A 24,518-nucleotide genomic window follows, 5' to 3' on the forward strand; every position below is an offset into this window, starting at 1 on the left:
TTTGGGAGAAAGGCAGTCCGCTGCATAAATCTACGCAACAGGTTAGAACCCAAGGCCCGATACGGCATGCGGACTGCAGGCAGAGAAAACTGGCCGATTTTCTCTGCACTGGAGGGATAATACAAGGCCTGATAAGACGCGGCAAGCGTCGCATCAGGCATTGGCTCGGCCAAACAACAACCTCACTTATTCTGCGTGTGCAGCATATAGTTCACATCCACGCCGGGGCCGAGTTTAAAAGTATTAGTGAGCGGGTTGTAATGTAGCCCGGTTATATGTCGCTCTTTAAGGCTTGTCTGATCTACCCAGCCAAGCAGTTCTGCCGGTTTAATAAACTTCTTCACATCATGCGTGCCTTTGGGCACCATGCGCAAAATATATTCCGCGCCAACCACCGCCATCAGCCATGACTTGCCGTTGCGGTTAAGCGTCGAGAAAAAGACATCGCCGCCTGGTTTCACCAGTTGCGCACAGGCTCTGACCACTGACTGCGGATCGGGGACGTGCTCCAGCATCTCCATGCAGGTCACCACATCATACTGCCCGGCATGTTTTGCCGCGTGCTCTTCCACGGTTTCCTGCACATAATCCACCTGAATGCCGCTTTCCAGCGCGTGCAGTTTTGCCACCTGCAATGGCTCAAAGCCCATATCCAGACCGGTCACCGTCGCGCCTTCGCGCGCCATACTCTCGGCCAGAATGCCGCCGCCACAACCGACATCGAGCACCTTTTTGCCAAATAAACCGCCAGCACGCTCGGCAATATAGCCCAGACGCAGCGGGTTAATGCGGTGCAACGGTTTGAACTCACCTTCAAGATCCCACCAGCGGGAGGCGACGGCTTCAAATTTAGCGATCTCTTCGTGGTCTACGTTATGGTTTTCCGGCGATTTTTCGGCATTCATTGGCACTTCTACTCCGTAATTGGCAAGACAAACGAGTATATCAGGCATTGGATGTGAATAAAGCGTATAGGTTTACCTCAAACTGCGCGGCTGTGTTATAATTTGCGACCTTTGAATCCGGGATACAGTAGAGGGATAGCGGTTAGATGAGCGACCTTGCGAGAGAAATTACACCGGTCAACATTGAGGAAGAGCTGAAGAGCTCCTATCTGGATTATGCGATGTCGGTCATTGTTGGCCGTGCGCTGCCAGATGTCCGAGATGGCCTGAAGCCGGTACACCGTCGCGTACTTTACGCCATGAACGTACTAGGCAATGACTGGAACAAAGCCTATAAAAAATCTGCCCGTGTCGTTGGTGACGTAATCGGTAAATACCATCCCCATGGTGACTCGGCGGTTTATGACACGATCGTCCGTATGGCGCAGCCATTCTCGCTGCGTTACATGCTGGTAGACGGTCAGGGTAACTTCGGTTCCATCGACGGCGACTCTGCGGCGGCAATGCGTTATACGGAAATCCGTCTGGCGAAAATTGCCCATGAACTGATGGCCGATCTCGAAAAAGAGACGGTCGATTTCGTTGATAACTATGACGGCACGGAAAAAATTCCTGACGTCATGCCGACCAAAATTCCTAACCTGCTGGTGAACGGTTCTTCCGGTATCGCCGTAGGTATGGCAACCAACATCCCGCCGCACAACCTGACGGAAGTCATCAATGGTTGTCTGGCGTATATCGATGATGAAGACATCAGCATTGAAGGGCTGATGGAACACATCCCGGGTCCGGACTTCCCGACGGCGGCAATCATTAACGGTCGTCGCGGTATTGAAGAAGCTTACCGTACCGGTCGCGGCAAGGTATATATCCGCGCCCGTGCTGAAGTGGAAGTTGACGCCAAAACCGGACGTGAAACCATTATCGTCCACGAAATTCCGTATCAGGTAAACAAAGCGCGCCTGATCGAGAAGATTGCGGAACTGGTAAAAGAAAAACGCGTGGAAGGCATCAGCGCGCTGCGTGACGAGTCTGACAAAGACGGTATGCGCATCGTGATTGAAGTGAAACGCGACGCGGTCGGTGAAGTTGTGCTTAACAACCTCTACTCCCAGACCCAGTTGCAGGTTTCTTTCGGTATCAACATGGTGGCATTGCACCATGGTCAGCCGAAGATCATGAACCTGAAAGACATCATCGCGGCGTTTGTTCGTCACCGCCGTGAAGTGGTGACCCGTCGTACTATTTTCGAACTGCGTAAAGCTCGCGATCGTGCTCATATCCTTGAAGCATTAGCCGTGGCGCTGGCGAACATCGACCCGATCATCGAACTGATCCGTCATGCGCCGACGCCTGCAGAAGCGAAAACTGCGCTGGTGGCTAATCCGTGGCAGCTGGGCAACGTTGCCGCGATGCTCGAACGTGCTGGCGACGATGCTGCGCGTCCGGAATGGCTGGAGCCAGAGTTCGGCGTGCGTGATGGTCTGTACTACCTGACCGAACAGCAAGCTCAGGCGATTCTGGATCTGCGTTTGCAGAAACTGACCGGCCTTGAGCACGAAAAACTGCTCGACGAATACAAAGAGCTGCTGGATCAGATCGCGGAACTGTTGCGTATTCTTGGTAGCGCCGATCGTCTGATGGAAGTGATCCGTGAAGAGCTGGAGCTGGTTCGTGAACAGTTCGGTGACAAACGTCGTACTGAAATCACCGCCAACAGCGCAGACATCAACCTGGAAGATCTGATCACTCAGGAAGATGTGGTAGTGACGCTCTCTCACCAGGGCTACGTTAAGTATCAGCCGCTTTCTGAATACGAAGCGCAGCGTCGTGGCGGGAAAGGTAAATCTGCCGCACGTATTAAAGAAGAAGACTTTATCGACCGACTGCTGGTGGCGAACACTCACGACCATATTCTGTGCTTCTCCAGCCGTGGTCGCGTCTATTCGATGAAAGTTTATCAGTTGCCGGAAGCCACTCGTGGCGCGCGCGGTCGTCCGATCGTCAACCTGCTGCCGCTGGAGCAGGACGAACGTATCACTGCGATCCTGCCAGTGACCGAGTTTGAAGAAGGCGTGAAAGTCTTCATGGCGACCGCTAACGGTACCGTGAAGAAAACTGTCCTCACCGAGTTCAACCGTCTGCGTACCGCCGGTAAAGTGGCGATCAAACTGGTTGACGGCGATGAGCTGATCGGCGTTGACCTGACCAGCGGCGAAGACGAAGTAATGCTGTTCTCCGCTGAAGGTAAAGTGGTGCGCTTTAAAGAGTCTTCTGTCCGTGCGATGGGCTGCAACACCACCGGTGTTCGCGGTATTCGCTTAGGTGAAGGCGATAAAGTCGTCTCTCTGATCGTGCCTCGTGGCGATGGCGCAATCCTCACCGCAACGCAAAACGGTTACGGTAAACGTACCGCAGTGGCGGAATACCCAACCAAGTCGCGTGCGACGAAAGGGGTTATCTCCATCAAGGTTACTGAACGTAATGGTTTAGTGGTTGGCGCGGTACAGGTAGATGACTGCGACCAGATCATGATGATCACCGATGCCGGTACGCTGGTACGTACTCGCGTTTCGGAAATCAGCATCGTAGGCCGTAACACCCAGGGCGTGATCCTCATCCGTACTGCGGAAGATGAAAACGTAGTGGGTCTGCAACGTGTTGCTGAACCGGTTGACGAGGAAGATCTGGATACCATCGATGGCAGTGCCGCGGAAGGGGACGATGAAATCGCTCCGGAAGTGGACGTTGACGACGAGCCAGAAGAAGAATAATTTTACTTCTTCATGCCAAAAGGGAGCTATCTCCCTTGTTTGAATTGAAAAGTCCAGGCTGCAAAGTCTGGGCTTTTGTCGTATTAGGGCACGGTAAAGTTTGGCTGTGCCCGTAAAAAATGGCTGGCTATACACAAGGAATGTGGCAATGAGTGGTGAAAAAAAGGCGAAAGGCTGGCGGTTCTATGGTCTTGTAGGTTTTGGCGCAATAGCACTGCTTTCCGCTGGCGTCTGGGCGTTGCAATATGCTGGCAGTGGGCCAGAAAAAACGTTGTCGCCGCTGGTGGTGCACAACAATCTGCAAATCGATCTCAATGAGCCGGACCTCTTTCTCGACAGCGACTCTCTGAGCCAGCTTCCCAAAGATCTCCTCACCATTCCGTTTCTCCACGATGTTCTGAGCGAAGATTTCGTTTTCTATTATCAGAATCATGCCGATCGTCTGGGCATTGAAGGCAGCATTCGTCGTATTGTCTATGAACACGATCTCACGCTGAAAGATAAGCTCTTTTCGTCACTCTTAGATCAGCCCGCGCAGGCAGCGCTGTGGCACGATAAACAAGGCCATCTTTCACATTATATGGTGCTGATCCAGCGCAGTGGTTTAAGCAAACTGCTGGAGCCATTGTTGTTTGCCGCTACCAGCGACAGCCAGTTAAGCAAAACGGAAATCAGTAGCATCAAGATAAATAGTTAAACTGTTCCTGTTTATCAGTTGCGCTATAACGGCAATAACGCCCTGATGTTCGCGACTTATCAGGACAAGATGCTGGTGTTTTCCAGCACGGATATGTTGTTTAAAGATGATCAGCAGGATACCGAAGCCACGGCGATCGCAGGTGATTTGTTGAGCGGCAAAAAACGCTGGCAAGCAAGCTTTGGCCTGGAAGAGCGTGCTGCTGAAAAAACGCCAGTACGCCAGCGCATCGTGGTCAGCGCCAGGTTGCTGGGTTTTGGCTACCAGCGGTTAATGCCTTCTTTTGCTGGCGTACGCTTCGAAATGGGTAACGACGGCTGGCACAGTTTTGTGGCGTTAAATGATGAATCCGCCAGCGTAGATACCAGTTTCGATTTTACGCCGGTCTGGAACAGTATGCCTGCCGGGGCCAGCTTCTGTGTGGTGGTGCCGTATTCACACGGTATTGCCGAAGAGATGCTTTCGCACATCAGTCAGGAAAACGACAAGTTGAATGGGGCGTTAGACGGTGCCGCGGGGCTGTGCTGGTATGCAGACTCAAAATTGCAAACCCCGCTGTTTGTCGGTCAGTTTGATGGCACTGCCGAACAGGCGCAATTGCCAGGGAAACTGTTTACGCAAAATATTGGTGCGCACGAAAGCAAAGCGCCAGAAGGTGTTTTGCCGGTAAGCCAGACTCAGCAGGGCGAAGGGCAAATCTGGCGTCGCGAAGTGAGTTCCCGATACGGCCAGTATCCGAAAGCGCAGGCGGCGCAACCCGATCAATTAATGTCGGATTATTTTTTCCGTGTGTCGCTGGCGATGCAAAACAAAAAGCTGCTTTTCTCCCTCGATGACACGCTGGTTAATAACGCGCTGCAAACACTGAATAAAACCCGCCCGGCAATGGTGGATGTAATACCCACTGATGGCATCGTTCCGCTCTATATCAATCCACAAGGCGTGGCGAAACTGCTGCGTAACGAAACGTTGACCAGTCTGCCGAAGAATCTCGAACCGGTTTTTTATAACGCCGCACAAACTTTATTAATGCCGAAGCTGGACGCTTTATCTCAACAACCGCGTTATGTCATGAAGCTGGCCCAGATGGAACCCGGTGCCGCCTGGCAGTGGCTACCCATAACCTGGCAGCCGCTATGAGGCACGGGCTGCTGGCGCTGATTTGCTGGCTGTGTTGTGTTGTTGCCCATAGCGAAATGCTGAATGTCGAACAATCCGGGCTGTTTCGCGCCTGGTTTGTACGCATTGCACAAGAACAGCTCCGCCAGGGGCCAAGTCCACGCTGGTATCAGCAGGATTGTGCGGGCCTGGTGCGATTTGCGGCGAACGAGACGCTGAAAGTTCACGATAGTAAATGGCTAAAAAGTAACGGTTTCTCTAGCCAGTATTTGCCGCCAGAGATGACGCTAACACCTGGACAGCGTCAACTGGCGCAAAACTGGAATCAGGGGAACGGGAAAACCGGCCCCTACGTGACCGCGATTAATTTGATTCAGTACAACAGCCAGTTTATTGGCCAGGACATAAACCAGGCGCTGCCTGGCGATATGATTTTTTTCGATCAGGGCGATGCCCAGCACTTAATGGTCTGGATGGGGCGTTACGTCATCTACCACACCGGAAGCGCCACGAAAACTGACAACGGAATGCGCGCAGTCAGTCTGCAACAACTTATGACATGGAAGGACACCCGATGGATACCCAACGATTCCAATCCCAATTTCATTGGCATTTATCGTTTAAATTTTCTGGCGCGATAGCAGCGTGCTTGTCCCTGTCTCTTGTGGGAACAGGGCTTGCTAATGCTGATGATTCGCTTCCTTCCAGTAACTATGCGCCGCCCGCCGGGGGAACATTCTTTTTGCTTGCTGACAGCAGTTTTAGCAGCAGTGAAGAGGCGAAAGTGCGACTGGAAGCGCCCGGGCGTGATTATCGGCGCTATCAGATGGAAGAGTACGGCGGCGTGGACGTTCGCCTGTATCGTATTCCTGACCCGATGGCATTTTTGCGCCAGCAGAAAAACCTGCATCGCATTGTGGTGCAACCGCAATATCTGGGCGACGGGCTGAACAATACGCTGACCTGGCTGTGGGATAACTGGTACGGCAAATCTCGCCGCGTAATGCAGCGTACTTTCTCTTCTCAGTCACGGCAGAATGTGACTCAGGCATTACCCGAATTACATCTCGGCAATGCCATTATTAAACCTTCCCGTTATGTACAGAACAACCAGTTTTCCCCGCTGAAAAAATATCCCTTGGTGGAACAGTTCCGTTATCCACTATGGCAGGCTAAACCGGTCGAGCCGCAGCAAGGGGTAAAACTGGAAGGCGCATCCAGCAATTTCATCTCGCCGCAGCCGGGTAACATTTATATTCCTCTCGGCCAACAAGAGCCGGGACTGTACCTCGTCGAGGCGATGGTTGGTGGGTATCGGGCGACGACGGTGGTGTTTGTTTCCGATACCGTGGCGCTTAGCAAAGTGTCAGGCAACGAGCTTCTGGTGTGGACCGCGGGTAAAAAACAGGGTGAAGCGAAGCCCGGCTCAGAGATCTTGTGGACTGACGGTCTTGGCGTGATGACCCGCGGTGTGACCGATGACAGCGGTACCTTGCAGTTACAACATATATCGCCAGAACGCTCATACATTCTGGGTAAGGATGCTGAAGGCGGCGTTTTTGTCTCCGAGAACTTCTTTTACGAAAGTGAAATCTACAACACCCGCTTGTATATCTTTACCGATCGCCCGCTATATCGCGCAGGCGATCGTGTCGATGTTAAAGTGATGGGCCGCGAGTTCCACGATCCGTTGCATTCATCCCCCATCGTCAGCGCCCCGGCGAAGCTTTCGGTGCTGGACGCCAACGGCAGTCTGTTGCAAATCGTCAATGTCACGCTGGATGCGCGCAATGGCGGGCAGGGAAGTTTCCGCCTGCCAGAAAATGCCGTTGCCGGAGGTTATGAGTTACGTCTTGCTTACCGCAATCAGGTCTATAGCAGCAGTTGTCGCGTGGCAAACTACATCAAGCCACATTTCGAGATTGGTTTAGCTCTCGACAAAAAAGAGTTCAAAACTGGCGAAGCGGTCAGCGGCAAACTGCAACTGCTCTACCCGGATGGCGAGCCGGTAAAAAATGCCCGCGTGCAGTTAAGTTTGCGCGCTCAGCAATTATCAATGGTCGGTAACGATTTGCGTTATGCCGGACGTTTCCCCGTGTCGCTGGAAGGCAGCGAAACGGTGTCCGACGCCAGCGGTCATGTGGCGTTAAATCTCCCCGCCGCCGATAAACCGAGCCGTTATTTGTTAACCGTCTCCGCCAGTGACGGCGCGGCGTATCGTGTCACCACCACCAAAGAGATCCTCATTGAACGCGGTCTGGCGCATTACTCATTAAGTACTGCCGCACAATACAGTAATAGCGGCGAGTCGGTTGTGTTCCGTTATGCCGCGCTGGAATCTTCAAAACAGGTTCCTGTTACGTATGAATGGTTGCGTCTCGAAGACCGCACGAGCCATAGCGGAGAGCTACCGTCAGGCGGCAAATCCTTTACCGTCAATTTCGCTAAACCTGGCAACTACAATCTGACATTACGCGATAAAGACGGCTTAATTCTCGCTGGGTTAAGTCATGCCGTCAGCGGTAAGGGCAGCACGGCGCATACTGGTACGGTAGATATCGTGGCGGATAAAACGCTGTACCAGCCAGGCGAAACTGCGAAGATGCTGATTACCTTTCCGGAGCCAATTGATGAAGCATTATTGACGCTGGAACGCGATCGCGTGGAACAGCAGTCGCTGCTTTCGCATCCGGCAAACTGGCTGACGTTACAACGTTTAAACGATACCCAGTATGAAGCCCGGGTTCCAGTGAGCAATTCCTTTGCGCCTAACATCACTTTTTCGGTGCTGTATACCCGTAATGGTCAGTACAGTTTTCAGAACGCCGGGATCAAAGTTGCCGTTCCTCAGCTTGATATCCGGGTGAAAACGGACAAAACCCATTACCAGCCTGGTGAACTGGTCAATGTCGAATTAACCTCGTCGCTGAAAGGTAAACCTGTTTCTGCGCAGCTAACGGTAGGCGTGGTCGATGAAATGATCTACGCGCTGCAACCAGAAATCGCGCCGAATATCGGCAAATTTTTCTATCCGCTGGGGCGTAACAATGTGCGTACCAGCTCCAGTCTGTCGTTTATCAGCTACGACCAGGCGCTCTCCAGCGAGCCGGTTGCGCCTGGCGCGACTAACCGCAGCGAGCGGCGAGTAAAAATGCTTGAACGTCCACGGCGTGAAGAGGTGGATACCGCGGCATGGATGCCGTCACTCACAACCGATAAACAAGGCAAAGCGTATTTCACGTTCCTGATGCCTGATTCGTTAACCCGCTGGCGTATCACCGCGCGTGGGATGAACGGCGACGGGCTGGTCGGGCAGGGGCGTGCTTATCTGCGTTCGGAAAAAAATCTCTACATGAAGTGGAGTATGCCAACGGTGTATCGCGTGGGCGACAAACCGGCGGCAGGACTGTTTATCTTCAGTCAGCAGGATAACGAACCGGTGGCGCTGGTGACTAAATTTGCAGGCGCTGAGATGCGCCAGACGCTGACGCTGCACAAAGGGGCGAATTATATTTCGCTGGCGCAGAACATTCAGCAATCTGGCTTGTTAAGCGCAGAACTGCAACAAAATGGGCAAGTGCAGGACAGCATTAGCACAAAACTGTCTTTTGTGGATAACAGCTGGCCCGTTGAACAGCAGAAAAATGTCATGCTCGGCGGTGGCGAGAACGCGCTGATGTTGCCCGAGCAGGCTAGCAATATCCGGCTACAAAGTAGCGAAACGCCGCAGGAGATTTTCCGCAACAATCTTGATGCGTTAGTCGATGGACCATGGGGTGGCGTGATCAACACCGGTAGCCGTCTGATCCCGCTCAGTCTCGCCTGGCGTTCGCTTGCCGATCATCAAAGTGCCGCCGCTAACGACATTCGTCAGATGATTCAGGATAACCGTCTGCGGCTGATGCAACTGGCGGGGCCCGGAGCGCGCTTTACCTGGTGGGGTGAAGATGGCAATGGTGACGCCTTCCTTACGGCATGGGCATGGTACGCCGACTGGCAGGCCAGCCAGGCGCTCGGCGTAACGCAACAACCGGAATACTGGCAGCATATGCTCGACAGTTATGCCGAGCAGGCGGATAACATGCCGTTATTGCATCGGGCGCTGGTGCTGGCGTGGGCACAGGAGATGAATCTGCCGTGCAAAACGTTGTTGAAAGGGTTGGATGAAGCTATCGCCCGGCGCGGAACTAAAGATGAAGATTTCTCTGAGGAAGACATCCGCGATATCAATGACAGCCTGATCCTCGATACACCGGAATCTCCACTGGCAGATGCGGTGGCAAACGTCTTAACCATGACGTTGCTGAAAAAAGCGCAGTTGAAGTCCACGGTGATGCCACAGGTTCAGCAATATGCGTGGGATAAAGCGGCAAACAGCAATCAGCCGCTGGCGCACACGGTTGTGCTGCTCAATAGCGGTGGTGACGCTACCCAGACGGCCGCTATTTTAAGTGGTTTGACCGCTGAGCAATCCACTATTGAGCGCGCGCTGGCCATGAACTGGCTGGCGAAATATATGGCGACAATGCCTCCAGTTGTTTTGCCTGCGCCTGCGGGCGCATGGGCTAAACATAAGTTAACTGGAGGGGGCGAAGACTGGCGTTGGGTTGGTCAGGGCGTGCCGGACATTCTCTCTTTTGGTGACGAATTATCGCCGCAAAATGTGCAGGTCCGCTGGCGTGAACCGGCAAAAACGGCTCAACAAAGTAACATTCCGGTGACCGTTGAACGCCAGTTGTATCGGCTTATCCCTGGTGAAGAAGAGATGAGCTTTATTCTGCAACCGGTGACCAGCAATGAGATTGACAGCGATGCGCTGTATCTCGATGAAATTACGCTTACCAGCGAGCAGGATGCAGTTCTGCGCTATGGTCAGGTGGAAGTACCGCTCCCGCCGGGAGCCGACGTTGAGCGCACAACATGGGGCATTTCAGTCAATAAACCCAACGCCGCGAAACAGCAGGGGCAATTGCTGGAAAAAGCGCGAAATGAAATGGGCGAACTGGCCTATATGGTGCCGGTGAAAGAACTGACGGGAACGGTCACTTTCCGCCATTTGCTGCGCTTCTCGCAAAAAGGGCAATTCGTTCTGCCTCCTGCTCGTTATGTGCGTTCCTATGCACCTGCACAGCAAAGTGTTGCGGCAGGGAGTGAATGGACCGGGATGCAGGTGAAATAAGTGAACTGGCGCAGAATCGTCTGGCTATTGGCGTTGGTTACTCTGCCAACGCTTGCGGAGGAGACGCCGTTACAACTGGTGCTGCGCGGTGCGCAGCACGATCAACTGTATCAGCTGTCGTCATCAGGCGTGACCAAAGTCTCAGCATTACCTGACTCGCTCACCACGCCGTTAGGGAGTTTGTGGAAACTGTATGTTTACGCCTGGCTGGAGGATACCCATCAACCGGAGCAGCCCTACCAGTGTCGCGGAAACTCCCCGGAAGAGGTTTATTGTTGTCAGGCTGGGGAGAGCATAACGCGCGATACCGCGCTGGTACGTTCCTGTGGGCTCTATTTTGCGCCGCAGCGGTTGCATATTGGCGCAGATGTGTGGGGGCAATACTGGCAACAGCGTCAGGCACCTGCGTGGTTAGCGTCTCTTACAACGCTGAAGCCAGAAACCTCGGTAACGGTTAAATCGCTGCTCGATTCATTAGCGACGTTACCTGCGCAAAACAAAGCTCAGGAAGTCTTACTGGATGTGGTGCTGGACGAGGCGAAAATCGGTGTCGCATCCATGCTCGGTAGTCGGGTACGGGTGAAAACCTGGAGCTGGTTTGCCGATGATAAACAGGAAATCCGCCAGGGTGGTTTTGCTGGCTGGTTAACCGATGGTACACCGCTGTGGGTTACTGGCAGTGGCACCAGCAAAACGGTACTAACCCGTTATGCGACGGTGCTTAATCGGGTTTTGCCAGTGCCGACGCAGGTTGCCAGTGGGCAATGTGTAGAGGTGGAGCTGTTTGCCCGCTATCCGCTGAAGAAAATCACAGCGGAAAAGAGTACGACGGCAGTAAAACCCGGCGTACTTAATGGGCGCTATCGTGTGACGTTTACTAATGGTAACCACATTACGTTTGTCAGCCACGGTGAGACGACCTTACTGAGCGAAAAGGGCAAACTGAAATTGCAGTCGCATCTCGATCGTGAAGAGTACGTTGCCAGAGTTCTGGATCGCGAGGCGAAAAGTACGCCCCCTGAGGCAGCGAAAGCCATGACCGTGGCGATTCGCACTTTTTTACAGCAAAACGCCAATCGGGAAGGCGATTGCCTGACCATCCCCGACAGCAGCGCCACGCAGCGTGTTTCTGCTTCGCCAGCGACCACGGGGGCGCGAACGATGACCGCCTGGACGCAGGATCTCATCTATGCAGGCGATCCGGTTCATTATCATGGCAGTCGAGCTACCGAAGGGACACTTTCCTGGCGGCAAGCCACGGCCCAGGCGGGGCAGGGAGAGCGTTACGACCAGATACTCGCGTTTGCTTATCCCGACAACAGCCTTAGCCGCTGGGGAGCGCCACGCTCAACCTGCCAGTTATTACCCAAAGCGAAAGCCTGGCTGGCGAAAAAAATGCCGCAGTGGCGGCGTATATTACAAGGCGAGACGGGGTACAACGAACCAGACGTGTTTGCGGTCTGTCGTTTAGTCTCAGGTTTCCCCTATACCGATCGGCAGCAGAAACGGCTGTTTATTCGTAACTTCTTTACGCTTCAGGATCGGCTGGATTTAACCCATGAGTATCTGCACCTGGCCTTTGATGGTTATCCCACCGGGCTTGATGAGAACTATATCGAAACGCTGACCCGACAATTATTAATGGACTAATGCTATGCGAAAGATTTTTCTTCCGTTGTTACTGGTGGCACTTTCGCCTGTCGCTCACAGTGAAGGTGTGCAGGAAGTCGAGATTGACGCACCGCTCTCTGGCTGGCATCCGGCAGAGGGCGAAGATGCCAGTTTTTCACAATCGATCAATTACCCGGCGTCGTCCGTCAACATGGCAGATGATCAAAATATCTCAGCGCAGATCCGCGGCAAAATAAAGAATTATGCTGCGGCGGGTAAAGTTCAGCAGGGCCGGCTGGTGGTCAACGGTGCCAGTATGCCGCAGAGAATTGAATCCGATGGTTCATTTGCACGCCCTTATATTTTCACTGAAGGCAGCAACAGCGTGCAGGTCATCAGCCCGGATGGGCAAAGCCGGCAAAAAATGCAGTTTTACTCAACGCCGGGTACAGGAACGATTCGTGCACGTTTACGGCTGGTTCTCTCGTGGGATACGGACAATACCGATCTCGATCTCCATGTTGTCACGCCCGATGGCGAACACGCCTGGTACGGTAACACCGTGCTGAAAAACAGTGGTGCACTGGATATGGATGTCACGACGGGGTACGGACCCGAGATTTTCGCCATGCCAGCACCAGTTCACGGGCGCTATCAGGTGTATATCAACTACTATGGTGGGCGCAGCGAAACGGAATTGACGACCGCCCAACTGACGCTGATCACCGATGAAGGATCGGTCAATGAGAAACAGGAAACATTTATTGTACCGATGCGTAATGCTGGCGAGCTGACGCTGGTGAAAAGTTTTGACTGGTGATCCATCCCTTCACACAACCTGGCTCTCTCTTTTTTCAGATAAGACTGCTGGGCGATCTGCCGACGCCAGGATATAACCATTAACAAGCGTCGGCAGATTGGTCATTTCTTATTTTTCGTACTGAGAACTGTCCATCTACTCCGGCTTTCCTGGTTAAGGCAATGGTTTCTAAGCGATACGCATTATTGCAATGGTGACAGAACATTGCGGTAACACGCTTTTACCGCTACCTTAACCACACTCCATCGGTCACCTGAGGCGGAGCTTCGCCCCTTTGAAATACCTTGCTTCTTTTCGTACAACCCTGAAAGCCTCGCGCTACATGTTCAGAGCATTGGCGTTAGTGCTCTGGCTGTTGATTGCTTTTTCATCCGTTTTTTACATCGTTAATGCGTTACATCAGCGAGAATCGGAAATTCGTCAGGAATTTAATCTGAGTTCCGATCAGGCTCAGCGCTTTATTCAACGCACCTCTGATGTGATGAAAGAGCTGAAGTACATCGCCGAAAATCGCTTATCGGCAGAAAACGGTGTGCTTTCCCCGCGTGGACGAGAAACGCAGGCGGATGTGCCTGCGTTTGAACCGCTGTTTGCCGACTCCGATTGTTCCGCAATGAGTAACACCTGGCGAGGTTCTCTGGAGTCATTGGCGTGGTTTATGCGCTACTGGCGCGATAATTTTTCTGCGGCTTACGATCTCAACCGGGTATTTTTAATCGGCAGTGATAACCTCTGCATGGCCAATTTCGGTCTGCGTGATATGCCAGTGGAACGCGATACCGCGTTGAAAGCTTTGCATGAACGCATCAATAAATATCGAAATGCACCACAAGATGATAGCGGCAGTAACCTCTACTGGATCAGCGAAGGTCCGCGCCCTGGCGTCGGGTATTTTTACGCGTTGACGCCAGTTTATCTGGCGAACCGGTTGCAGGCGCTTTTGGGTGTCGAGCAGACCATCCGGATGGAGAACTTTTTCTTACCGGGTACGTTGCCGATGGGGGTTACCATTCTTGATGAAAATGGTCATACCCTGATTTCGCTTACCGGACCAGAAAGTAAAATTAAGGGCGATCCTCGCTGGATGCAGGAACGCTCCTGGTTTGGCTATACGGAAGGGTTCCGGGAGCTGGTGCTGAAGAAAAATCTGCCACCCTCATCGCTAAGCATCGTGTATTCGGTGCCGGTTGATAAGGTGCTGGAACGCATTCGCATGTTGATCCTTAACGCAATTTTGCTGAATGTGCTTGCCGGAGCTGCATTGTTTACTCTCGCGCGGATGTACGAGCGACGTATTTTCATTCCGGCGGAAAGCGACGCCCTGCGACTGGAAGAACATGAGCAGTTCAATCGCAAGATTGTCGCCTCCGCGCCAGTGGGTATCTGCATTTTGCGTACCGCTGATGGCGTCAATATTTTAAGTAACGAACTGGCGCATACCTATCTCAATATGCTTACGCATGAGGACCGCCAACGACTGACGCAAATTATCTGTGGGCAGCAGGTCAATTTTGTTGATGTCCTGACCAGCAACAATACCAATCTGCAAATCAGCTTCGTCCATTCGCGCTATCGTAATGAAAACGTGGCCATTTGTGTGCTGGTGGATGTTTCTTCGCGCGTGAAGATGGAAGAGTCGTTGCAGGAGATGGCACAAGCAGCGGAACAGGCGAGCCAGTCAAAATCGATGTTCCTTGCCACCGTCAGTCATGAGCTGCGAACGCCGCTGTATGGCATTATCGGTAACCTGGATCTGTTGCAAACCAAAGAGTTACCGAAAGGCGTCGATCGGCTGGTGACGGCAATGAACAACTCTTCCAGCCTGTTGTTGAAAATTATCAGCGATATTCTCGATTTCTCGAAGATTGAATCGGAACAGTTGAAGATCGAACCGCGTGAGTTTTCACCGCGTGAAGTGATGAACCACATCACCGCCAACTATTTACCGCTGGTGGTACGCAAGCAGTTAGGCTTGTACTGCTTTATTGAACCGGATGTGCCAGTGGCCTTAAATGGCGACCCGATGCGTTTACAGCAGGTCATCTCCAACCTGTTGAGTAACGCCATAAAATTCACCGATACCGGCTGTATAGTTTTGCATGTCCGCGCTGATGGCGATTATCTCTCTATCCGTGTTCGCGATACCGGCGTGGGGATTCCGGCGAAAGAAGTGGTGCGCTTGTTTGATCCCTTCTTCCAGGTCGGAACGGGCGTACAGCGAAACTTCCAGGGGACCGGTCTGGGTCTGGCGATTTGTGAAAAACTGATCAGCATGATGGACGGCGATATCTCGGTAGATTCAGAACCGGGAATGGGCAGCCAGTTTACCGTGCGTATTCCGTTGTACGGCGCTCAGTACCCGCAGAAAAAAGGCGTGGAAGGGTTGAGTGGTAAACGCTGCTGGCTGGCGGTCCGCAATGCGTCGCTCTGTCAGTTCCTGGAAACCAGTTTGCAGCGCAGCGGCATCGTCGTTACAACATACGAAGGGCAGGAACCGACTCCCGAAGATGTGTTAATTACTGACGAGGTAGTGAGTAAAAAATGGCAGGGTAGAGCGGTAGTGACCTTCTGTCGTCGCCATATTGGTATTCCGCTGGAGAAAGCGCCAGGGGAGTGGGTACACAGTGTGGCTGCCCCGCATGAGCTACCGGCATTGTTGGCGCGTATTTATTTGATCGAGATGGAGAGCGACGATCCTGCTAACGCTCTGCCGTCGACGGACAAAGCGGTCAGCGATAATGACGATATGATGATTCTGGTCGTGGATGATCATCCGATTAACCGACGTCTGCTGGCAGATCAGTTGGGATCGTTGGGCTATCAATGTAAAACCGCGAATGATGGTGTCGATGCGCTTAATGTACTTAGCAAGAATCATATTGATATCGTGCTTAGCGACGTCAACATGCCAAATATGGATGGTTACCGCTTGACGCAACGCATTCGTCAGTTGGGACTGACGTTGCCGGTAATCGGAGTAACTGCTAATGCGTTGGCTGAAGAGAAGCAGCGGTGTCTGGAGTCCGGTATGGACAGCTGCCTGTCGAAGCCGGTAACGCTGGATGTGATAAAACAGACGCTGACGGTATATGCCGAGAGGGTCAGGAAATCGCGGGAATCGTAGGACGGATAAGGTGTTTATGCCGCATCTGGCATTCAGTGCAAATGCCAGATGCGACGCTGACGCGTCTTATCTGGCCTACTTTAATGTAATCTGTTGAAATAATGGGAATCGTAGGCCGGATAAGGCGTTTACGCTGCATCCGGCAATCGGTGCAAATGCCAGATAAGACACTAACGCGTCTTATCTGGCCTACAGATGATTAGTCTTTATCTGCCGGACTTAAGGTCACAGAAGAGAGATAATTCAGCAGGGCGATATCGTTCTCGACACCCAGCTTCATCATCGCAGATTTCTTCTGGCTACTGATGGTTTTAATACTGCGGTTCAGCTTTTTAGCGATCTCGGTCACCAGGAAGCCTTCCGCAAACAGGCGCAGAACTTCACTCTCTTTTGGCGAGAGACGCTTGTCACCGTAACCACCAGCACTGATTTTTTCCAACAGGCGAGAAACGCTTTCCGGGGTAAATTTCTTCCCTTTCTGCAGCGCGGCGAGAGCTTTCGGCAGATCGGTCGGTGCACCTTGTTTCAGCACGATCCCTTCGATATCCAGATCCAATACCGCACTAAGAATCGCCGGGTTGTTGTTCATGGTCAGAACAATGATCGACAGGCTTGGGAAATGGCGCTTGATGTACTTGATTAAGGTAATGCCATCGCCGTACTTATCGCCAGGCATGGAGAGATCGGTAATCAACACATGCGCATCCAGTTTCGGCAGGTTGTTGATCAGTGCTGTAGAGTCTTCAAATTCGCCGACAACATTCACCCACTCAATTTGCTCAAGTGATTTGCGAATACCGAACAAGACTATCGGATGGTCATCGGCAATAATTACGTTCATATTGTTCATGTAATAGGCTACCTTGCTACAGCAAGCTCTTGACATAACTGTCAATGTCGCTGATGTATTTTTCTATTCCTGGAACATCCTTCTCACGAATCAGATGTTCCAGCGTTTCACATAACTGCTTGCCGGGTACCAGATTTAGCATGGCAAATACGCCTTTAAGACGATGAGCCGTTTGGGCTAACGCAGCAAAGTCACTGGTTGCTGCTTCAGTATACAGCCTCTTAACATCATCCGGTACTGTGTCTACAAAGAGCGCATAATAGCCGCTGGCATGGAGTTGCGCATTTTCATCTCCGCCCAGAGGCGATTCTGTCACCTCTTCCTGCGCCAGTTGCACTTCAATTAATTGTAAGACCGCTTCCTGCATAGCGTTGCTCATATTGAAGTTGACGCACAATTGACCAGGCCCAATTTCCCGTACGCCAGACTCATCATCGCTTAAAAGCAAGCCAGAGGCAGTAAGATTAGACGGATTATCCGTTAAAAAGATATCATAATCTTGACTAATTAATCTTTCATCGGGTGTGATACAGGTTGCACCCCAATTTTCTAACTGGCGAGTGACAATATTCCGAATTTCTGCCGAAGTAACATCCACCATTACGCAGACATCATCCAGTAAACGCTCTTCTTCCTCTTCAACTTCCGGGTCAGCTGCGAGCATTTTGATATGCACAGAGTAGCGTGTACCAAGCCCATCCCGCGTTTTGATGTTTAAATGACCGCCCAGTTTACGTGCCAGTTGATCGCTCAGCCAGAATGCCAGCGGGTCCGCCTTGCCATAGCGATCGTTTTGGGTCTGGTTGATAAACGGGAAGTGCAAATTATCCATTTCATGAATACTTACGCCTTCTCCCGTGTCCAGAATGCGGAACGTCAGGCGGTCTTCGGAGGACTCATCCTGATCAACCTCAAGGGTGATTTTTCCCAATTGCGTTGAGGTCACGGCATATTGCATCAGTAGCAGCAAAATACGTCGTAAGGCATCGCGATCGCCGCGGCGCATATCGTGTGCTTTCAGATGATTGTTAATCAGCAGTTGCAGACCTTTACGCTTGATGGCAGGCAACACTGAAGGCACAACTTCATCAATTAAATCCTGCACGGAGAACAGCACCGTCTCACTTTTCCAGCTATCATCCGCAAGCATGTTCGCTAACTGTATTTCATCAACCAGCCGCACCAGCACATCTGCCTGATTCGCCAGTTGTTTGCTTTCCGGGGCGTTGAGTTTAGCCGCGCTCTCCGCCAGGGACTGTGCGGGTTCTTTCAGCGCATCGCCAATGTTTTTCATAAAGGTCATCCGCCCCTGCTGGTTTTTCTCATACAGACGCTGCGCCTGCTTGAGTTTCTTGTTTACCAGCACTTCGCGATCCTGATCGCGAATAATGAAAATTTGTGTGCGCGGCGCGACCTGGCTGCGGAACATGCGGATCTCATACAGCTCGTTATTGATCGTCGCCTGAATAATCCCCTGATGCTGTTCCGCCATGGTGGTGATGTTTTGCAGATTCAAATGCGGCAGCAAATGATCGGCAATTTTGTTACTTATGACAGTGCGGTTCGATTCCTGATCGTGAACCAGCAGGCCGAGCGGCAGCAGTGAGACTATCTCTTCATTAATTGCCCGTAAAATGCGCAATTCGTTATTGACCGCCGTGCTGGGTAGACTTTCTGTACTGCGGCTGGAGAAATGGCGGAATGTGGTATAGCCAAATAACGCCAGCGCCAGCAAACCGATGTTCAGCAGCAGTGGCAGCAGAATGTTTTGCAACGTATCCAGCAATAAGGTGCCATAAGGAACCTGCCAGACCAGGCGCATATCGGTAGAGTTGAGTGCCGAGGAGATTTCAATCTTCGTACTGTTAAAGTGGATACTGACGCTATCCGTCCCTTCTTTCTCATTATCATTGTTTCCCGTTGCCGTCGCGTCTGGCTCAAGGCGGAAACTGTCCAGCGGCATACCCGGTGGGATCAAATCATTAATCGGCAGATCAAAAGCCACGACCGTTGCCAGATGTCCTGGCTGGTTAAAGGTAGTACGCAAGGTAAAGTAATGACCGTTCTGCCAGGCCAGGCGGCGCATGTTAGAAAAGCTTTCGCGTTCATCGAGGGCGTTGGCCTGTTGCAACATCTCTGCACGACGTGAATCAACAATGTCGCTGACGGTCGATTCTTTAAATCCGGAGGTGAGATCTTTAAGGGGCAGGGTTGAGATCAGCACCAGACTGTTATCCTGACCATTCAGGTAATACATCGACCACGGTACATTTTCTGCGCCCCACAATGTGTCCAGATAGGTGGACATCCGCTGAGTCATCTCAAGCGTTGAGTTGTCGTGAGAGCCAAAGATTAACGCTTCCGTTTTGCGGCGCGGTTTCTCCAGATAGTAGACATCCTGTTTCAGGCGCGTCTCTTGTAAACCTTCGCCGGAGGAGGGGGAGGTCGTCGCGGCAATGTTGTCGTAGATCTGCCAGGTCACGTAACGCCAGGTATCGACGCGCTTTTGGATTGCGTGGGTAATGTCGACAATCTGGTAACTTTTATCTTTCAGCCATGCGTTAACGGCGCTTTGTACCATTACCCCCATCGTCACCAGTAACACAATGATCAACAGTAAAAAGAAGCGGGTAATGCTCCCCGGTAGGAGTGAAAAGCGGGTCGTGGCCGTTGTCTCTTTCTGACGCATTCGTGTTTATGACCTGTTAAAACTTCGCGAAGTGATAGGGCAGTATAAAGGGTACAGTGTGAAATTCCAGACTCTTACCTGATTGATGATTCTCTATTCTCCCGTGATATTTATCATCCTGTATGGGGGAAATAGATGTACAAGCGCCATTTTGCTGTACAAATAACCTACAAAAAGCCCAACGAAATTAATTGCAAATAAACGAAGATTGCTGGAAATTATGCTGATGTTAATTATTTGTGAAATAGTTAACAAGCGTTATAGTTTTTCTGTGGTAGCACAGAATAATGAAAAGTGTGTAAAGAAGGGTAAAAAAAACCGAATGCGAGGCATCCGGTTGAAATAGGGGTAAACAGACATTCAGAAATGAATGACGGTAATAAATAAAGTTAATGATGATAGCGGGAGTTATTCTAGTTGCGAGTGAAGGTTTTGTTTTGACATTCAGTGCTGTCAAATACTTAAGAATAAGTTATTGATTTTAACCTTGAATTATTATTGCTTGATGTTAGGTGCTTATTTCGCCATTCCGCAATAATCTTAAAAAGTTCCCTTGCATTTACATTTTGAAACATCTATAGCGATAAATGAAACATCTTAAAAGTTTTAGTATCATATTCGTGTTGGATTATTCTGCATTTTTGGGGAGAATGGACTTGCCGACTGATTAATGAGGGTTAATCAGTATGCAGTGGCATAAAAAAGCAAATAAAGGCATATAACAGAGGGTTAATAACATGAAAGTTAAAGTACTGTCCCTCCTGGTCCCAGCTCTGCTGGTAGCAGGCGCAGCAAACGCTGCTGAAGTTTACAACAAAGACGGCAACAAATTAGATCTGTACGGTAAAGTAGACGGCCTGCACTATTTCTCTGACAACAAAGATGTAGATGGCGACCAGACCTACATGCGTCTTGGCTTCAAAGGTGAAACTCAGGTTACTGACCAGCTGACCGGTTACGGCCAGTGGGAATATCAGATCCAGGGCAACAGCGCTGAAAACGAAAACAACTCCTGGACCCGTGTGGCATTCGCAGGTCTGAAATTCCAGGATGTGGGTTCTTTCGACTACGGTCGTAACTACGGCGTTGTTTACGACGTAACTTCCTGGACCGACGTACTGCCAGAATTCGGTGGCGACACCTACGGTTCTGACAACTTCATGCAGCAGCGTGGTAACGGCTTTGCGACCTACCGTAACACTGACTTCTTCGGTCTGGTTGACGGCCTGAACTTTGCTGTTCAGTACCAGGGCAAAAACGGTAGCGTAAGCGGCGAAGGCATGACTAACAACGGTCGTGAAGCACTGCGTCAGAACGGCGACGGCGTTGGCGGATCTATCACTTATGATTACGAAGGCTTCGGTATCGGTGCTGCAGTTTCCAGCTCCAAACGTACTGATGATCAGAACAGCCCGCTGTACATCGGTAACGGCGACCGTGCTGAAACCTACACTGGTGGTCTGAAATACGACGCTAACAACATCTACCTGGCTGCTCAGTACACCCAGACCTACAACGCAACTCGCGTAGGTTCCCTGGGTTGGGCGAACAAAGCACAGAACTTCGAAGCTGTTGCTCAGTACCAGTTCGACTTTGGTCTGCGTCCGTCCCTGGCTTACCTGCAGTCTAAAGGTAAAAACCTGGGTCGTGGCTACGACGACGAAGATATCCTGAAATATGTTGATGTTGGTGCGACCTACTACTTCAACAAAAACATGTCCACCTATGTTGACTACAAAATCAACCTGCTGGACGACAACCAGTTCACTCGTGACGCTGGCATCAACACTGATAACATCGTAGCTCTGGGTCTGGTTTACCAGTTCTAATCTCGATTGATATCGAACAAAGGGCCTGCGGGCCCTTTTTTCATTGTTTTCAGCGTACAAACACAGTTTTTTGGTGTACTCTTGCGACCGTTCGCATGAGGATAATCACGTATGGAAATAAGCTTTACCCGCGTGGCACTGCTGGCTGCCGCGCTCTTCTTTGTTGGTTGCGATCAAAAACCACAAACCGCCAAAACCCACGCTACTGAAGTTACCGTTCTTGAAGGCAAAACTATGGGTACCTTCTGGCGTGCCAGCATCCCGGGCATTGACGCCAAACGCAGTGCCGAACTTAAAGAAAAGATTCAGACCCAGCTGGACGCCGACGATCAGCTGCTTTCGACCTATAAAAAAGATTCCGCGCTGATGCGCTTTAACGATTCGCAAAGTTTATCGCCGTGGCCGGTAAGTGAAGCGATGGCCGATATCGTCACCACCTCGCTGCGCATTGGCGCAAGGACCGATGGTGCGATGGATATAACCGTCGGGCCGCTGGTGAATCTGTGGGGCTTTGGCCCGGAACAACAGCCGGTTCAAATTCCGAGCCAGGAACAGATCGATGCGATGAAAGCCAAAACCGGCTTACAGCACCTGACGGTCATTAATCAGTCGCATCAGCAATATCTGCAAAAAGACCTACCGGATTTATATGTCGATCTCTCCACCGTCGGTGAAGGTTATGCGGCGGATCACCTGGCACGCTTGATGGAGCAGGAAGGGATTTCCCGCTATCTGGTGTCGGTGGGCGGCGCGCTGAACAGCCGTGGTATGAACGGTGAAGGCCTGCCGTGGCGGGTAGCGATTCAAAAACCAACCGATAAAGAAAACGCGGTTCAGGCTGTGGTGGATATCAACGGTCATGGTATTAGCACCTCTGGCAGTTACCGTAACTATTACGAACTGGACGGCAAACGTCTTTCTCATGTTATCGATCCGCAAACCGGGCGTCCCATCGAACACAATCTGGTATCCGTGACGGTGATTGCTCCGACGGCGCTGGAAGCCGATGCCTGGGATACTGGCTTGATGGTACTCGGGCCGGAGAAAGCCAAAGAGGTTGTTCGCCGGGAAGGGCTGGCGGTTTATATGATCACCAAAGAAGGCGATAGCTTTAAAACCTGGATGTCACCACAGTTTAAAAGCTTCCTTGTCAGCGAAAAAAATTAAAGCGCAAGATTGCTGGTTTTTGCGTGATGGTGACCGGGCAGACTAAAGGCTATCCTTAACCAGGGAGCTGATTATGAAAAACGCCACATGCTTAACTGACGATCAACGCTGGCAATCTGTCTTAGCCCGCGACCCGAATGCCGACAGCGAATTCGTTTTCGCCGTGCGCACCACAGGCATCTTTTGCCGTCCGTCTTGCCGCGCCAGACATGCTTTGCGGGAAAACGTCTCCTTCTACGCAAATGCCAGCGAGGCACTCGCCGCTGGCTTTCGCCCCTGCAAACGTTGTCAGCCAGACAAAGCCAATGCCCAGCAACATCGGTTGGATAAAATTACCCACGCCTGTCGACTGCTGGAACAGGAAACGCCTGTAACGCTGGAAGCCTTAGCCGACCATGTGGCGATGAGTCCGTTCCATCTGCATCGGTTGTTTAAAGCGACTACCGGAATGACGCCTAAAGCCTGGCAACAGGCCTGGCGCGCTCGCCGTTTGCGCGAATCGCTGGCGAAAGGGGAGAGCGTGACGACGTCTATTCTTAACGCCGGATTCCCCGACAGCAGCAGTTACTACCGCAAAGCCGACGAAACGCTGGGCATGACGGCTAAACAATTCCGTCACGGTGGCGAAAATCTGGCGGTGCGTTACGCGCTGGCTGATTGTGAGCTGGGTCGTTGCCTGGTGGCAGAAAGCGAGCGGGGGATTTGCGCGATATTGCTGGGCGATGATGACGCGACACTAATCAGCGAGTTGCAGCAGATGTTTCCCGCTGCCGACAACGCGCCTGCCGATCTGATGTTTCAGCAACATGTGCGTGAAGTGATCGCCAGCCTCAATCAACGCGATACGCCGCTGACGTTACCGCTGGACATTCGCGGCACTGCTTTTCAGCAACAAGTCTGGCAGGCACTGCGCACGATACCTTGCGGTGAAACCGTCAGTTATCAGCAACTGGCTAACGCCATCGGCAAACCGAAAGCGGTACGGGCCGTTGCCAGCGCCTGTGCCGCCAACAAGCTGGCTATCATAATACCCTGTCATCGGGTGGTCCGTGGTGATGGCACACTTTCCGGTTACCGCTGGGGCGTGTCGCGTAAAGCGCAACTGCTGCGCCGCGAAGCTGAAAATGAGGAGAGGTAATGTTGGATCTGTTTGCCGATGCTGAACCGTGGCAAGAGCCACTGGCGGCTGGTGCGGTAATTTTACGGCGTTTTGCTTTTAATGCTGCGGAGCAACTAATCCGCGATATTAATGACGTTGCCAGCCAGTCGCCGTTTCGCCAGATGGTCACCCCCGGGGGATATACCATGTCGGTGGCGATGACCAACTGTGGGCATCTGGGCTGGACGACCCATCGGCAAGGTTATCTCTATTCGCCCATTGATCCGCAAACAAATAAACCGTGGCCCGCCATGCCACAAAGCTTTCATGATTTATGTCAACGTGCGACTACGGCGGCGGGCTATCCAGATTTCCAGCCAGATGCTTGTCTTATCAACCGCTACGCTGCTGGCGCGAAACTGTCGCTGCATCAGGATAAAGACGAACCGGATCTGCGCGCGCCGATTGTTTCTGTTTCTCTGGGCTTACCTGCGATTTTTCAATTTGGTGGCCTGAAACGTAATGATCCGCTCAAACGTTTGTTGTTGGAACATGGCGATGTGGTGGTGTGGGGCGGTGAGTCGCGGCTGTTTTATCACGGTATTCAACCGTTGAAAGCGGGGTTTCATCCACTCACCACCGACTGCCGCTACAA

13 protein-coding genes and 1 pseudogene are annotated in these 24,518 nt (G+C 51.8%); 11 read left to right on the forward strand and 3 right to left on the reverse strand.

Annotation, left to right across the window (positions count from 1 at the left end):
* Positions 1-182: 182 nt before the first annotated feature.
* The gene (ubiG, locus tag E0D98_RS10590; RefSeq protein ID WP_000990754.1) at positions 183-905 is read right to left on the reverse strand and encodes a bifunctional 2-polyprenyl-6-hydroxyphenol methylase/3-demethylubiquinol 3-O-methyltransferase UbiG; all 723 of its coding nucleotides are present in this window, start codon (positions 903-905) and stop codon (positions 183-185) included.
* 146 nt (positions 906-1,051) lie between these two features.
* On the opposite strand from ubiG, the gene gyrA reads away from it, so the two are divergent.
* The 7 genes and pseudogenes from gyrA to rcsC all read left to right on the forward strand — a co-directional run bounded on the left by gyrA (position 1,052) and on the right by rcsC (position 16,229).
* Positions 1,052-3,679 (forward strand): DNA topoisomerase (ATP-hydrolyzing) subunit A, encoded by a 2,628-nt coding sequence (gene gyrA / locus E0D98_RS10595; RefSeq protein ID WP_001281242.1) that lies wholly within the window; start codon positions 1,052-1,054, stop codon positions 3,677-3,679.
* 148 nt (positions 3,680-3,827) lie between these two features.
* Positions 3,828-5,516 (forward strand): annotated as a pseudogene (locus E0D98_RS10600) (DUF2138 domain-containing protein).
* Positions 5,513-6,136, forward strand: coding sequence for a DUF1175 domain-containing protein (locus E0D98_RS10605; protein ID WP_001298790.1), 624 nt, complete (start codon positions 5,513-5,515; stop codon positions 6,134-6,136). The pseudogene E0D98_RS10600 and the gene E0D98_RS10605 overlap by 4 nt, the downstream one beginning before the upstream one ends.
* Before the next feature lie 23 nt (positions 6,137-6,159).
* Positions 6,160-10,674 (forward strand): alpha-2-macroglobulin, encoded by a 4,515-nt coding sequence (locus E0D98_RS10610; RefSeq protein WP_000536512.1) that lies wholly within the window; start codon positions 6,160-6,162, stop codon positions 10,672-10,674.
* Positions 10,675-12,324, forward strand: coding sequence for a YfaQ family protein (locus tag E0D98_RS10615; RefSeq protein ID WP_001104541.1), 1,650 nt, complete (start codon positions 10,675-10,677; stop codon positions 12,322-12,324).
* Positions 12,325-12,328: 4 nt separating this feature from the next.
* The gene (locus E0D98_RS10620; RefSeq protein WP_001225855.1) at positions 12,329-13,105 is read left to right on the forward strand and encodes a YfaP family protein; all 777 of its coding nucleotides are present in this window, start codon (positions 12,329-12,331) and stop codon (positions 13,103-13,105) included.
* A 274-nt stretch (positions 13,106-13,379) separates the two neighbouring features.
* Positions 13,380-16,229, forward strand: a complete 2,850-nt coding sequence (gene rcsC, locus E0D98_RS10625) for a two-component system sensor histidine kinase RcsC (protein ID WP_000876014.1) — start codon at positions 13,380-13,382, stop codon at positions 16,227-16,229.
* A 199-nt stretch (positions 16,230-16,428) separates the two neighbouring features.
* Here rcsC and rcsB read toward each other — a convergent pair whose 3' ends face one another.
* Together rcsB and rcsD are read right to left on the reverse strand one after the other, a co-directional pair.
* Entirely contained in the window at positions 16,429-17,079 is a 651-nt protein-coding gene (rcsB, locus tag E0D98_RS10630; protein ID WP_001061917.1) for a response regulator transcription factor RcsB, read from the reverse strand.
* A 16-nt stretch (positions 17,080-17,095) separates the two neighbouring features.
* Positions 17,096-19,768 (reverse strand): phosphotransferase RcsD, encoded by a 2,673-nt coding sequence (gene rcsD / locus E0D98_RS10635; protein ID WP_001249127.1) that lies wholly within the window; start codon positions 19,766-19,768, stop codon positions 17,096-17,098.
* A gap of 737 nt (positions 19,769-20,505) precedes the next feature.
* On the opposite strand from rcsD, the gene ompC reads away from it, so the two are divergent.
* From ompC to alkB, 4 genes are all read left to right on the forward strand, one after another.
* Entirely contained in the window at positions 20,506-21,597 is a 1,092-nt protein-coding gene (ompC, locus tag E0D98_RS10640; protein ID WP_000865576.1) for a porin OmpC, read from the forward strand.
* Positions 21,598-21,708: 111 nt separating this feature from the next.
* Positions 21,709-22,764 carry an FAD:protein FMN transferase ApbE gene (apbE, locus tag E0D98_RS10645; protein ID WP_000406116.1) on the forward strand — a complete coding sequence of 352 codons (1,056 nt, stop codon included), beginning with the start codon at positions 21,709-21,711 and terminating at the stop codon, positions 22,762-22,764.
* Positions 22,765-22,837: 73 nt separating this feature from the next.
* Positions 22,838-23,902: a bifunctional DNA-binding transcriptional regulator/O6-methylguanine-DNA methyltransferase Ada gene (gene ada, locus E0D98_RS10650; protein WP_000786387.1), complete on the forward strand. Its 1,065-nt coding sequence runs from the start codon at positions 22,838-22,840 to the stop codon at positions 23,900-23,902.
* The coding region (alkB, locus tag E0D98_RS10655; protein WP_131890620.1) for a DNA oxidative demethylase AlkB at positions 23,902-24,518 on the forward strand (617 nt) is incomplete at its 3' end. The genes ada and alkB, both read left to right, overlap by 1 nt.

Source organism: Escherichia sp. KCJ4928 (assembly GCF_004352695.1).
Lineage (GTDB): Bacteria > Pseudomonadota > Gammaproteobacteria > Enterobacterales > Enterobacteriaceae > ECMA0423.

What these genes read in the sequence shown, in the direction of transcription:
- ubiG (WP_000990754.1), bottom strand. Translation starts at nt 905, where the DNA reads ATGAATGCCGAAAAATCGCCGGAAAACCATAACGTAGACCACGAAGAG.
- apbE (WP_000406116.1), top strand. Translation starts at nt 21,709, where the DNA reads ATGGAAATAAGCTTTACCCGCGTGGCACTGCTGGCTGCCGCGCTCTTC.
- rcsD (WP_001249127.1), bottom strand. Translation starts at nt 19,768, where the DNA reads ATGCGTCAGAAAGAGACAACGGCCACGACCCGCTTTTCACTCCTACCG.
- E0D98_RS10620 (WP_001225855.1), top strand. Translation starts at nt 12,329, where the DNA reads ATGCGAAAGATTTTTCTTCCGTTGTTACTGGTGGCACTTTCGCCTGTC.
- rcsB (WP_001061917.1), bottom strand. Translation starts at nt 17,079, where the DNA reads ATGAACAATATGAACGTAATTATTGCCGATGACCATCCGATAGTCTTG.
- gyrA (WP_001281242.1), top strand. Translation starts at nt 1,052, where the DNA reads ATGAGCGACCTTGCGAGAGAAATTACACCGGTCAACATTGAGGAAGAG.
- ompC (WP_000865576.1), top strand. Translation starts at nt 20,506, where the DNA reads ATGAAAGTTAAAGTACTGTCCCTCCTGGTCCCAGCTCTGCTGGTAGCA.
- E0D98_RS10605 (WP_001298790.1), top strand. Translation starts at nt 5,513, where the DNA reads ATGAGGCACGGGCTGCTGGCGCTGATTTGCTGGCTGTGTTGTGTTGTT.
- ada (WP_000786387.1), top strand. Translation starts at nt 22,838, where the DNA reads ATGAAAAACGCCACATGCTTAACTGACGATCAACGCTGGCAATCTGTC.